We start from the raw sequence: 11,997 nt of genomic DNA, 5'->3' as shown, positions 1-11,997 counted from the left end.
AAATAGAAGTATCAGTGTAAAGGATGAGAGAATGAAAAAGATGATTGGTATCTGGGCTCAGACGGAGAACGGCATCATTGGAAAGGACCATGTTATGCCGTGGCATCTACCAGCAGAGCTCCAGCATTTCAAAAAAACGACCATGGGGCAAGTGATCCTCATGGGTCGAGTAACCTTTGACGGTATGAAAAAACGCGTCTTACCAGGACGAACCAGTATTATTCTCACGCAAGATCAAGCCTACAATGCTGAGAACGAGGATGTCCTTGTCATGCACAGCAAAGAAGAGGTCTTGGACTGGTATCAGAAGCAAGAAAAGAGTTTGTATATTATCGGTGGAAGTCAAATCCTTAAGTTATTCTCAGATCAGTTAGAAGAGTTGATCCAGACCGAGATTCATGCTGAGATCGATGGGGATACTTATGCACCGGAGATCGATCAGAACCTCTATGAAAGTACCCATCAAGTCCATCATCCAAAAGACGAGAAAAATCCTTACGATTTTACAGTTCACTACTACAAGAGAAAGGAATTAGACTAATGGAACGCAGTGTATTTGGTTTTTTTACAGCAGTCCTGTGCGTCATCTGTCTGATTTGTGCGCTCCAAACCTTTCGAAAGAAACGCTTTGGCCTGGCCATTTTATTCTTACTAAATGCGTTTACTAACCTCGTCAATTCTATTCACGCCTTTTACATGACCCTGTTTTAAGATAAAATCAATCAAATAAACGACAGAAAGAGGAAAACCATGCCAACCAATCAAAATTCGGATATGATGGTCTACTGTTCATTTTGCGGTAAGAGTCAAGATGAAGTCCAAAAAATCATCGCTGGGAACAATGCCTTCATTTGTAATGAATGCGTCGAGTTAGCCCAAGAAATCATTCGTGAAGAACTCGCTGAAGAAGTACTTGCAGATCTTAGCGAAGTTCCAAAACCAATCGAATTGCTTCAAATTTTGAACCACTATGTCATCGGTCAAGACCGTGCCAAACGTGCTCTTGCCGTAGCCGTTTACAATCACTACAAACGGATCAATTACCACGATACACGTGAAGATGATACTGATGTAGAATTGCAAAAATCAAACATCCTCATGATCGGCCCAACTGGTTCAGGTAAAACCTTCTTAGCCCAAACCTTGGCACGTAGCTTGAATGTTCCATTCGCCATTGCTGATGCGACTGCCTTGACTGAAGCTGGTTATGTAGGAGAAGACGTTGAAAATATTCTCTTAAAGCTCCTTCAGGCAGCGGATTTCAATATTGAACGTGCAGAACGTGGGATCATCTATGTGGATGAAATTGATAAAATCGCTAAGAAAAGCGAAAATGTCTCGATCACTCGTGATGTTTCCGGTGAAGGTGTCCAACAAGCTCTCTTGAAGATCATTGAAGGGACAGTTGCTAGCGTTCCCCCTCAAGGTGGTCGCAAGCACCCTCAACAAGAAATGATCCAAGTGGATACGAAAAATATTCTCTTCATCGTTGGTGGAGCATTTGACGGAATCGAAGAAATTGTTAAGCAACGCTTAGGTGAGAAGATCATCGGTTTTGGTAAAAATAACAAGGCTATCGATGAAGCAAGCTCTTATATGCAAGAAATCGTGGCAGAAGATATTCAAAAATTTGGGATTATCCCTGAATTGATTGGACGCCTTCCAGTCTTTGCGGCTCTTGAGCAATTGACTGTTGATGACCTCGTCCGCATCCTCAAAGAGCCACGCAATGCCTTGGTAAAACAATACCAAACCTTGCTTTCTTACGATAATGTGGAATTGGAATTTGATGATGAAGCACTTCAAGAGATTGCTAATAAAGCCATCGAAAGAAAGACAGGAGCTCGTGGACTTCGCTCCATTATCGAAGAAACCATGATGGATGTCATGTTTGAAGTTCCAAGTCAAGAAGATGTCAAATTGGTTCGCATCACCAAAGAAGCCGTCGATGGAACGGAAAAACCAATTCTTGAAACAGCCTAGAAAGATAACACATGGAAATAAACACACACAATGCGGATATTCTCTTAAGCGCTGCAAATAAGAGTCACTATCCTCAAGATGATATTCCAGAAGTTGCACTTGCCGGTCGATCAAATGTCGGCAAGTCTTCTTTTATTAATACTCTCTTGAATCGAAAGAACCTAGCCAGAACTTCTGGAAAACCTGGAAAGACCCAATTGCTAAATTTCTTCAATATCGATGATAAACTTCGTCTTGTCGATGTACCAGGTTATGGCTATGCCCGTGTCTCTAAAAAAGAACGGGAGAAGTGGGGACGCATGATTGAAGAGTACCTGACTAGTCGTGAAAACTTAAAAGCGGTCGTTAGTCTGGTTGACTTTCGTCACGAACCATCTGCAGATGATGTTCAGATGTATGAATTTCTGAAATACTACGAAATTCCCGTTATTCTTGTTGCAACTAAGGCGGATAAGATCCCACGAGGAAAATGGAACAAATACGAGTCGATGATTAAGAAAAAACTAGACTTTGACACGTCAGATAGCTTCATTATCTTTTCTTCCGTTACAAAAGAAGGACTAGAGAAGTCATGGGATGAAATTCTAGATCATGCTTTTTACGAAATAAATTGAAATGACATGAAAATGTCATTTTTGTTTTGGATTTATCTCGGAATTGTAATACAAGTGTAATATAAGTGTATTTGTTTTATTCTATTTATATGATATAATCATTTTAAAGATAAAAGATGATAAAAATTAATTGGAGATAAATAGAATTATGAAAATAAAAATTCGGAATAAAACGAAATTAATAGGATTCGTCGTTTCCGTTGTGGCAGTTGGAACTTTTGCTGCAGCGATGAGCGAACATGTGACCTCCGTTGGAGCAAATGATGGAACTTATCAAGCCTACCAAGATCCAACTGAAGCATTCATCTCACAAATCGGGGAGTCTGCTCGTCAACTTGGTCAGGAAAATGACCTATATGCATCCGTAATGATTGCACAAGCTATTCTTGAAAGTAGTTCAGGTCAGTCTGGTTTGGCTTCATATCCACACTACAATCTTTTCGGGATTAAAGGTAGCTATGCAGGTCAATCAGCCGTAATGCAAACCTGGGAAGATGATGGTGCTGGAAATGCTTATACCATTAATGATGCCTTTCGTTCTTATCCAAGCTACTACGAATCATTGCAAGATTACGTGGCAGTTTTAAAACAAGGACACTTCGCAGGTGCTTGGAAGAGCAATACATCTAGCTATCAAGATGCAACCGCTGCTTTGACAGGTGTCTATGCAACGGATACAAGCTACAATGCAAAATTAAACCATATCATTGAAGCATACAATTTAACACAGTATGATTCACCAAATGTTCAAGGTGGAGTTACAGGTTCTGTATACAATCCATATCGTCAACAATTCACATCTCAAGAAATTTTGAATTTGGATATCGCTTGGGCAAACCGTTTACGCTAATTTCTAACAGAGAGGCTGATTCAGCCTCTTTTTTTTATTGTTAAAACGAATTAAAACGTATTTCTGTCGGTAGCTGATTTTTAACTCTGAAAACCTTTTTAAAATCTTTTCTCTATGATATAATGATTTTATTCACAAACTGAATATAAGGAGATGTTTATGACTGAATCTAATTTTGCTCAAAAGATTGGTGCTGCTTGCAATAAGAAAGAAGATCTTTACAAGAAGTCCAAGACTCGCTATGCTGTTCGCTCCATGTTTGCTGGTGGTTTTCTAACCTTAAGCACAGCAGTAGGAGCTGTAGCCGCAGACCTTTTAAATACTTTTTTACCAGGTTCGGGAAGGTTTTTATTTCCATTTATCTTTGCTTGGGGCCTTGTTTATCTTCTTTTCTTAAATACAGAATTGACCACTTCCAATATGATGTATTTAACAGCAGGGACTTATCTAAAGAAAATTAACTGGAAAAAAGCTCTGGAAATTCTTTTATACTGTACGTTCTTTAATCTAGTTGGTGCGTTACTCGTTGCCTTTTTATTTAACCAAACAACAGCTTTTGCTCATGTAGATCCAAAAGGTTTCCTTGCGATAGTTGTTGAAAATAAACTGCAACGGACCAATCAAGTGGTTTTCTTTGAAGGGATTATCGCAAATATCTTTGTTAACATTGCCATTCTTTCCTATTTGTACTTTAAGGATGAAACAGCAAAAGTACTATTAGCCTTGTCAGCTATCTACATGTTTGTCTTTATGACCAATGAACACTTGGCAGCCAATTTTGCTTCGTTCTCTCTATTAGGCTTTAATCCGGTATCCAGTCAATTGCCACATTATGAATTGTTTAATATTCTCCGGCATTACGGTGTGACCTTTGTGGCCAACTGGGTTGGAGGTGGGGTATTGATGGGATTAGCCTATGCTTGGTTGAATAACATCAAGAGTCTCTACAACGATTAAAAATAAAAAAAGTTTGCGAAAGTACTTGCATTCTTTTTTTTTATGTGGTAAACTAACTAATGGTTTGAAAAAACTGCCTAAGACAGTAGGGGAGCTCGACTCATAAGAATCCTACCGAGGACAAAACGTATCCATTATATGAAGCGTATTGTACTTTCGTGTCTAGGTTTGGGCGCGTTTTTCTTTTGGAAAAATTCCCCAAGCAAAATAATTACGGAGGTGAACACACTAATGAGTAGTGAAGCAATTATTGCTAAGAAAGCGGAATTAGTAGACGTAGTAGCTGAAAAAATGAAAGCTGCCGTTTCTATCGTTGTTGTAGATTCTCGTGGTTTGACAGTTGAACAAGATACTGTTCTTCGTCGCAACCTTCGCGAAAGCGAAGTTGAGTTCAAAGTGATTAAAAACTCAATCTTGCGTCGTGCTGCTGAAAAAGCTGGTCTTGAAGAATTGGCATCATCATTTGTTGGACCATCTGCAGTTGCATTTTCACATGAAGATGTAGTTGCACCAGCGAAGATCTTGAACGACTTTGCTAAAGACGCTGACGCACTTGAAATCAAAGGTGGTGCCATTGAAGGTGCTGTCGCATCTAAAGAAGAAATTATTGCACTTGCGAGTCTTCCAAGTCGCGAAGGACTTCTTTCTATGCTCCTTTCTGTACTTCAAGCGCCAGTGCGCAACGTTGCTCTTGCAGTCAAAGCGGTTGCAGACAACAAAGAAGACGCAGCTTAATCTGCGCAGCGTAGCCTAGCTACAAAAAACTATTATAAAATTAAAAACTTATTTGGAGGAAATAACAATGGCATTGAACATTGAAAACATTATTGCTGAAATTAAAGAAGCTTCAATCCTTGAATTGAACGACCTTGTAAAAGCTATCGAAGAAGAATTTGGTGTAACTGCAGCTGCTCCTGTAGCTGTAGCTGCTGCTGGTGGTGCAGACGCAGGTGCTGCTAAAGATTCATTCGACATCGAATTGACAGCTGCTGGTGACAAAAAAGTTGGCGTTATCAAAGTTGTACGTGAAATCACAGGTCTTGGTCTTAAAGAAGCTAAAGAACTTGTTGATGGTGCACCAGGTGTCATCAAAGAAGGTGTTCCAGCTGCTGAAGCTGAAGAACTTAAAGCTAAATTGGAAGAAGCTGGAGCTTCAGTTACTCTTAAATAATAGAGTTTCCAATCAATATGAAAACCGGGGTTTCGACCTCGGTTTTTTTGTCAATAATGATGTAAGGTGAACTATAGATCTTCAGAATACTAACTGGTCCTTTAACTCTGCTTGCTTTTCGATAAACACTACTAAATAGTGCAGTTTTAATGATGTTACAATCATTTTACATTTACTATATCTCCTTGTGATGTTGCTCATTTGTTGCTATAATAACTGTAAATCATATCATAAAGGAGAAGATGATGAAAAATTTTAAACGTCTTTTATTAGCTTTTGTAGCTGTCTTTGCAGCAGTATTTTTGGTAGCCTGTGGCGCTAAAAGTGATAACGGTACTTACGTGTTTGAGCCTACTAAAGATGAAATAAAAGAAATTATGCCAAGTGAATTTCAATCTTTGATAGGTGATGATTACTCATTCACTATTTCTATTATAATCAATGATAAGAAAGGTGAGATGAAAGTAAACACGAATGCTGCTGGACAAAAGCATAATCAAGTGATTGATTTGGAAGTAGACCAAAAAGCTAAAACTCTTGTCTCAAAAAATGAGTATGGGAAAGCAGAAATTACTTATCAAGTTTCAGGAAATGTGTTAACGATTAAGAATGTGAAGAATTCTTTGATGGGTGACACAGACATGTTTAAGAACTACATGAAAATTGCTAAGTTTAAAAAAGTTAAATAGTTAATAGAGGTGGGATCTAAATCCTACCTTTTTATGTGTATTTATTATGATTGTCTATTAGAATTCTAACTAAATTTTTGATCTTTATCTAATAGCAATAGTTTGAACCCAGTCAAACTAAATAATGTAACAATTTCATTGCGATGCAATGGAATTGTTGCTATAATAGGGATATTCTATGAAATGAGGAGAAATTATGAAAAACTTTAAACAGTTTATTTTGGCTCTAGTATCTTTCTTTGCTATTTTTCTTTTAACTGGGTGTGGTGCAAAAGGTGACAATGGAACCTATGTTTACAAACCATCGACAGCAGAAATGAAGAAAATTCTTAAAGAGCAAGGTGCATCTAGCTCGGATATTGATTCTTTAAATAATAAATATTCCTTAGAATTATCAGTTGAAATTAACGGTTCAGAAGGATATTTAACTATTAAAACTAAAAGACCAGGCCATAAAACCACAGATTCAACAGAAATTACGATCAATCAAAAAACTAAAACAATTGCTGCGAAAGAAGAAAAAGGCGATAACATTCGATACAGGATTAAAGGAGATACATTGACATTTATCTTCACGAGAGATCAAGAATCAACTAACCAATTTGCTTCGTCACTTATTAAAAACGCTGAATTCAAACGCACAAAATAATCATCTAAAAGAGCAGGGGTAACTGTTCTTTTTTCTTTAAAACATCTTGAATCGGTATTAAAATAATGGTAAAATCTGATTATAAGGTACATGAGGAGATTGATTATGAAACATGTGAAACGTCTTATTTTAGGACTTGTTGGTATTTTTGCACTTGGTTTGTTAGTAGCTTGCGGTGCCAAAAGTGATAACGGGACTTATGTCTACAAACCATCAAAAACTGAACTCAAGAAAATTCTTGAGGAGCAAGGCTTATCAGGTAGTCAATTAGAGTCTATTGGAGACCTTATTAATTTTGAAGTTTCTATTAAGATCAAAGATTCAAAAGGAACCCTCAACATTGCGGGTGAAGTCGCTGGTCAAAAGATTGAGAGATCTTATGTTGTCAAAATCAATCAAAAAGAGAAAACAATTACCTCAACAGATGGTAGAGGTGAAAAGATTACATACAAGATTGACGGTGATTATTTAACAGTTGATCTATCTAAGTTAAGTTCTAGCAATCAAGGGGATCTGATTATTCTTAAAAACGCTAAACTTAAACGTACAAAATAAAGCAAGTAAAGAGCAGGGAAACTTGCTCTTTTACTTTACTTTTACTTATGGTTTGGTATAATGTATGAGACTACAGATGGGACTGAATCCGGAATGCTATTCGTTAGAATTGTTTCGGTTTCACTCCCTCTTTTCTGTGTAATGAAGGATATTATTTATGAAAAAGGAGAGTTATGTATGCTCTATATTTGGTCTTACTTGAAACAGTATCCCAAATGGCTAGCCTTGAATTTATTTTCAGCGGTCTTTTTTGTTATCGTTAATTTAGGACTGCCAACGGTTTTGGCTCGCATGATCGATGAAGGGATCAATCCTCGTGATGTGGACCGGCTCTTTTTCTGGGGTTGGATCATGTTTGGGATTATTTTGATTGGGATTTTGGGGCGGATCGTTTTGTCCTATGCTGTTGGGCAACTAACGACGACCATGGTCCGCGATATGCGCAATGACCTCTATGCGAAGTTACAAGAGTATTCTCATCACGAATACGAACAGATTGGGGTCTCTTCTTTGGTCACTCGCTTGACTTCGGATGCTTTTGTTTTGATGCAATTTGCGGATTCCATGTTGAAGATGGGGGTCATCACACCCTTGATGATGGTCTCAAGTGTTCTCTTGATTCTAACGACCAGTCCTTCTCTAGCATGGATCGTAGCGGTATCGGTGCCATTTCTTGCTGTTGTCGTTTGGTATGTAGCAGTGAAGACACGTCCACTTTCAGAGAAGCAGCAAAAGACTTTAGATCATCTTAATCAGTATGCGCGTGAAAATTTGACAGGGCTTCGGGTCATACGAGCCTTTGCTCGTGAAGACTTTCAGCAGGAGAAATTTGCATCTGAAAATGAAATCTATGCTGACAACTCGAATAAATTGTTCAAACTAACTGGTTTAACAGAACCTTTATTTGTGCAGATCATCATTGCCATGATTGTGGCAATCGTTTGGTTTGCCTTGGACCCCCTTCATGACGGAAGTCTCAAAATCGGGGATTTGGTGGCCTTTATTGAGTATAGCTTCCACGCGCTTTTGTCTTTTCTTTTCTTAGCCAACCTTTTTACCATGTATCCTCGTACAGCGGTTTCTAGTCGTCGTCTTAAGGAAATTATGGATATGCCGATTTCGATTGATCCAAATGATAAAGGCGTGACGGAGACAACATCACACGGCTATCTGGAATTTGACAATGTGACGTTTGCTTATCCCGGTGAGACAGAAAGTCCTGTTTTGCACAATATTTCTTTTAAGGCTAAGCCAGGTGAAACCATTGCCTTTATTGGATCGACTGGTTCTGGGAAGTCTTCCCTCGTGCAATTGATTCCTCGATTCTATGATGTGACTCTTGGGAAGATTTTGGTGGATGGCGTAGATGTTCGGGAGTACAATCTCAAGGCCCTTCGTCAAAAGATTGGGTTTATTCCACAAAAGGCGCTGCTGTTTACAGGGACTATTGCTGAAAATCTTCGCTATGGAAAGGAAGATGCCTCTGTCCAAGAACTAGAACAAGCGGCAGATATCTCCCAAGCCAAAGAATTTATAGATAGTCGGGAAGATCGCTTCGACACCCATTTAGCCGAAGGTGGAAGTAACTTATCAGGAGGGCAAAAGCAACGCTTGTCCATCGCCCGTGCCGTTGTTAAACATCCGGATGTTTATATCTTTGACGATTCCTTCTCTGCCTTGGACTACAAGACGGATGCCATCTTACGCAAACGCCTTAAAGAGGTAACAGGAGATGCGACTGTCTTGATCGTAGCGCAACGTGTAGGAACCATCATGGATGCGGATCAAATTATTGTCTTGGATCAAGGTGAGATTGTGGGCCGTGGAACACACGAAGAGTTAATGGCAAGTAATGATATTTATCGGGAAATTGCTAATTCTCAATTGAATAGTAGCCCATCGCTTACGGAAGAATAGAAAGGAGAAGCAAATGAAAAAAGAACAATCTAGTTTTCGTCGACTATGGACTTATTTGAGAGCTTATCGCTTTGAAGTTTGCTTGTCCATTTTTCTAAAAATCGTCAGCGTCATCATGAGTGTCGTGGAACCCTTTGTTTTGGGGCTTGCCATTACCGAATTAACTCAAAATCTCTTGGAAATGGCTAAAGGAGTGCCTGGAGCTGGACTCAATGCCTCCTATATTGCTATCATTATGACGCTTTACTTGATTCGTGGGGTCTTTTATGAGTTGGGGTCCTATTATTCCAACTATTTCATGACCAATGCGGTCCAAAAGACGATTCAGGATATGCGGAATGATTTGTCTCATAAAATCAATCGGATTCCTGTGTCATATTTTGACCGTCACCAGTTTGGAGACCTGCTTGGACGCTTTACTAGCGATGTCGAAACAGTCTCAAATGCCTTGCAACAATCCTTTTTGCAAATTGTCAATGCCGTCTTTACCTTGCTATTTGTCATCAGTATGGTGCTTTATTTGAACCTTCAATTAGGTTTAGTGGTGATTCTATCGATTCCGATTACTTATCTAAGTGCTCGCTTTATCATGAAAAAATCCCAACCTTACTTCAAGCAGCAAGCAGATGTTTTAGGAGCTATGAATGGTTTTGTTCAGGAGAATTTGACAGGTTTCAATGTTCTCAAACTCTATGTAAGAGAAGAGTCCTCTCAAGAAGAGTTCCATCAGATTACTCAACACTTGAAAGAGGTTGGTTTTAAGGCTAATTTCATTTCTGGATTGATGATGCCAGTCCTAAATGGGATATCCGACTTGACCTACTTGGTTGTCGCCTTGGTGGGAGGTGTGCAAGTATTGGCTGGTCGCTTGACGGTCGGAAATATGCAGGCTTTTGTGCAATATGTCTGGCAAATCAATCAACCTATTCAAAATTTGACCCAGTTAGCTGGTCAGCTACAAAGTGCCAAATCTTCGCTGGATCGGATTTTCCAAGTCATGGATGAACCGGATGAGGTAGAAGATAAAAGTGAAGCCCTGACTGGAGATTTGACCGGTCAAGTGAGCTTCAAACATGTGGATTTCCAATATGTAGCGGACAAGCCTTTGATTCGGGATTTCAATTTGGAAGTGAAACCCGGTGAAATGGTGGCCATTGTTGGTCCGACTGGAGCTGGAAAAACTACTCTTATCAATTTGCTGATGCGCTTTTACGATGTGACGGCTGGATCCATTACGGTTGATGGCCACGATATCCGACATATTTCCCGTCAGGAATACCGCAAACAATTCGGGATGGTGCTTCAGGATGCCTGGTTGTATGAGGGAACCATTAAAGAAAATCTGCGATTTGGTAATCTTGAGGCGACAGATGAAGAAATTGTTGCTGCTGCAAAGGCCGCCAATGTCGATCACTTTATCCGGACCCTGCCGGGTGGTTACAATATGGAAATGAACCAGGAGTCTAGCAATATTTCTCTAGGTCAAAAGCAACTCTTGACCATTGCGCGTGCGCTCTTGGCTGATCCTAAAATTTTGATTTTAGACGAAGCAACGTCTTCCGTTGATACGCGTTTGGAGCTCTTGATTCAAAAAGCTATGAAGAACTTAATGAAAGGGCGGACTAGCTTTGTCATTGCCCACCGCTTGTCGACCATTCAAGAAGCTGATAAAATCCTGGTGCTCAAAGATGGTCAAATCATTGAACAAGGCAATCACCAATCCTTGTTGGCAGACAAGGGCTTCTATTACGAACTCTATAACAGTCAGTTTTCAAATAAAGAAGACTAGATCCTCATTCTTTGCTAAGAGATTGGGCCAAAAGGCTCCAGCCTCTTTTTGTGAGAAAGAATTAGAAGGATGAGGGATTTTTGACGCAGACAATGATTGACAGTTGCCGGGCTTCTCGTTATACTAGGAGTATTCGAAAAGGAGATACCATGATGATTCGCTCTGCACAGCTAGCTGATGCAAAGGCCATTCGGGATATTTACCAACCTTACGTGACAGACACTGCCATTACCTTTGAGGTGGATGTGCCGACTGTCCGAGAATTTGAGAAGCGTATTACGCAAACGCTGGCTCATTTTCCTTATCTAGTCGCAGAAGAAGAGGGCGTAGTTGTGGGCTATGCCTATGCCTCCACCTATTATGCACGCGCTGCCTATGATTGGACTGTGGAATTATCCATCTACATCTACAAAGAAGCCAGAGGAAAGGGGATTGGATCGGCCCTTTATGATGCTTTAGAAGAGGAGCTGAAAGCACGAGGCTTTTTACGCTATTTGGCTTGTATTGCCCTCCCAAACGAGGCTAGCATTGCTATGCATGAAAAGCGAGGTTATGTCCAAGTGGCTCATTTTCCAAAGATTGGCTATAAGTTTGACCAATGGCACGATATCGTCTGGATGCAAAAGAGCTTGGAAGGGCCAACCACATTTTTGAAAAAGTAAGAGAAGCAAATAGAGAAAATAGTTTACTTGACTCTAGCGTCCAATATGCTATAATAGTCACATGCGATGAGTCGATTGGCTCTTAGGAGCCTTTTGCGCTGAGGAGGTCTACATTCAATTGTAACGCAGGAGCGGACCTTGAGTAGTTGTGTGAACCGGCT

General features: G+C 39.7%; 13 protein-coding genes and 1 other annotated feature. All 13 genes read left to right on the top strand.

Going from position 1 to position 11,997, the window contains the following annotated elements:
• The first annotated feature begins 31 nt into the window (after positions 1-31).
• The 13 genes from BTU61_RS09545 (at position 32) to BTU61_RS09485 (ending at position 11,836) form a co-directional block, all read left to right on the top strand.
• Positions 32-541 (top strand): dihydrofolate reductase, encoded by a 510-nt coding sequence (locus tag BTU61_RS09545; RefSeq protein ID WP_200773328.1) that lies wholly within the window; start codon positions 32-34, stop codon positions 539-541.
• A 209-nt stretch (positions 542-750) separates the two neighbouring features.
• Entirely contained in the window at positions 751-1,983 is a 1,233-nt protein-coding gene (clpX, locus tag BTU61_RS09540) for an ATP-dependent Clp protease ATP-binding subunit ClpX (protein ID WP_187539897.1), read from the top strand.
• Between the two features lie 11 nt (positions 1,984-1,994).
• Positions 1,995-2,597: a ribosome biogenesis GTP-binding protein YihA/YsxC gene (yihA, locus tag BTU61_RS09535; protein WP_200773327.1), complete on the top strand. Its 603-nt coding sequence runs from the start codon at positions 1,995-1,997 to the stop codon at positions 2,595-2,597.
• Positions 2,598-2,745: 148 nt separating this feature from the next.
• Positions 2,746-3,447, top strand: a complete 702-nt coding sequence (locus BTU61_RS09530) for a glucosaminidase domain-containing protein (protein WP_200773326.1) — start codon at positions 2,746-2,748, stop codon at positions 3,445-3,447.
• Positions 3,448-3,606: 159 nt separating this feature from the next.
• Positions 3,607-4,404, top strand: coding sequence for a formate/nitrite transporter family protein (locus BTU61_RS09525; RefSeq protein WP_200773325.1), 798 nt, complete (start codon positions 3,607-3,609; stop codon positions 4,402-4,404).
• 58 nt (positions 4,405-4,462) lie between these two features.
• Positions 4,463-4,597: a sequence feature (ribosomal protein L10 leader region), on the top strand.
• 38 nt (positions 4,598-4,635) lie between these two features.
• A complete protein-coding gene (rplJ, locus tag BTU61_RS09520) occupies positions 4,636-5,139 on the top strand; it encodes a 50S ribosomal protein L10 (protein ID WP_187539890.1) in 504 nt (167 codons plus the stop codon).
• 67 nt (positions 5,140-5,206) lie between these two features.
• Positions 5,207-5,575 carry a 50S ribosomal protein L7/L12 gene (gene rplL / locus BTU61_RS09515; RefSeq protein ID WP_187539888.1) on the top strand — a complete coding sequence of 123 codons (369 nt, stop codon included), beginning with the start codon at positions 5,207-5,209 and terminating at the stop codon, positions 5,573-5,575.
• A gap of 245 nt (positions 5,576-5,820) precedes the next feature.
• Entirely contained in the window at positions 5,821-6,264 is a 444-nt protein-coding gene (locus BTU61_RS09510; RefSeq protein ID WP_200773324.1) for a hypothetical protein, read from the top strand.
• A gap of 196 nt (positions 6,265-6,460) precedes the next feature.
• Positions 6,461-6,913: an LptM family lipoprotein gene (locus BTU61_RS09505; protein ID WP_200773323.1), complete on the top strand. Its 453-nt coding sequence runs from the start codon at positions 6,461-6,463 to the stop codon at positions 6,911-6,913.
• Between the two features lie 105 nt (positions 6,914-7,018).
• Entirely contained in the window at positions 7,019-7,468 is a 450-nt protein-coding gene (locus tag BTU61_RS09500) for a hypothetical protein (RefSeq protein ID WP_200773322.1), read from the top strand.
• Between the two features lie 177 nt (positions 7,469-7,645).
• Positions 7,646-9,385 carry an ABC transporter ATP-binding protein gene (locus BTU61_RS09495; protein ID WP_200773321.1) on the top strand — a complete coding sequence of 580 codons (1,740 nt, stop codon included), beginning with the start codon at positions 7,646-7,648 and terminating at the stop codon, positions 9,383-9,385.
• A gap of 13 nt (positions 9,386-9,398) precedes the next feature.
• Positions 9,399-11,174, top strand: coding sequence for an ABC transporter ATP-binding protein (locus tag BTU61_RS09490; protein ID WP_200773320.1), 1,776 nt, complete (start codon positions 9,399-9,401; stop codon positions 11,172-11,174).
• Positions 11,175-11,323: 149 nt separating this feature from the next.
• Positions 11,324-11,836 carry a GNAT family N-acetyltransferase gene (locus tag BTU61_RS09485; RefSeq protein ID WP_200773319.1) on the top strand — a complete coding sequence of 171 codons (513 nt, stop codon included), beginning with the start codon at positions 11,324-11,326 and terminating at the stop codon, positions 11,834-11,836.
• Positions 11,837-11,997 lie beyond the last annotated feature (161 nt).

Origin of the sequence: Streptococcus lactarius, from assembly GCF_016642265.1 — a bacterium.
GTDB lineage: Bacteria > Bacillota > Bacilli > Lactobacillales > Streptococcaceae > Streptococcus > Streptococcus lactarius.
The sequence above is the reverse complement of the archived record's forward strand: the minus strand, read 5'-3'. Positions and strand labels throughout refer to the sequence as shown.

Bases quoted from the DNA above. Each gene is read 5' to 3' on its own strand.
- BTU61_RS09545 (WP_200773328.1), top strand. From the start codon at position 32: ATGAAAAAGATGATTGGTATCTGGGCTCAGACGGAGAACGGCATCATT.
- clpX (WP_187539897.1), top strand. From the start codon at position 751: ATGCCAACCAATCAAAATTCGGATATGATGGTCTACTGTTCATTTTGC.
- yihA (WP_200773327.1), top strand. From the start codon at position 1,995: ATGGAAATAAACACACACAATGCGGATATTCTCTTAAGCGCTGCAAAT.
- BTU61_RS09530 (WP_200773326.1), top strand. From the start codon at position 2,746: ATGAAAATAAAAATTCGGAATAAAACGAAATTAATAGGATTCGTCGTT.
- BTU61_RS09525 (WP_200773325.1), top strand. From the start codon at position 3,607: ATGACTGAATCTAATTTTGCTCAAAAGATTGGTGCTGCTTGCAATAAG.
- rplJ (WP_187539890.1), top strand. From the start codon at position 4,636: ATGAGTAGTGAAGCAATTATTGCTAAGAAAGCGGAATTAGTAGACGTA.
- rplL (WP_187539888.1), top strand. From the start codon at position 5,207: ATGGCATTGAACATTGAAAACATTATTGCTGAAATTAAAGAAGCTTCA.
- BTU61_RS09510 (WP_200773324.1), top strand. From the start codon at position 5,821: ATGAAAAATTTTAAACGTCTTTTATTAGCTTTTGTAGCTGTCTTTGCA.
- BTU61_RS09505 (WP_200773323.1), top strand. From the start codon at position 6,461: ATGAAAAACTTTAAACAGTTTATTTTGGCTCTAGTATCTTTCTTTGCT.
- BTU61_RS09500 (WP_200773322.1), top strand. From the start codon at position 7,019: ATGAAACATGTGAAACGTCTTATTTTAGGACTTGTTGGTATTTTTGCA.
- BTU61_RS09495 (WP_200773321.1), top strand. From the start codon at position 7,646: ATGCTCTATATTTGGTCTTACTTGAAACAGTATCCCAAATGGCTAGCC.
- BTU61_RS09490 (WP_200773320.1), top strand. From the start codon at position 9,399: ATGAAAAAAGAACAATCTAGTTTTCGTCGACTATGGACTTATTTGAGA.
- BTU61_RS09485 (WP_200773319.1), top strand. From the start codon at position 11,324: ATGATGATTCGCTCTGCACAGCTAGCTGATGCAAAGGCCATTCGGGAT.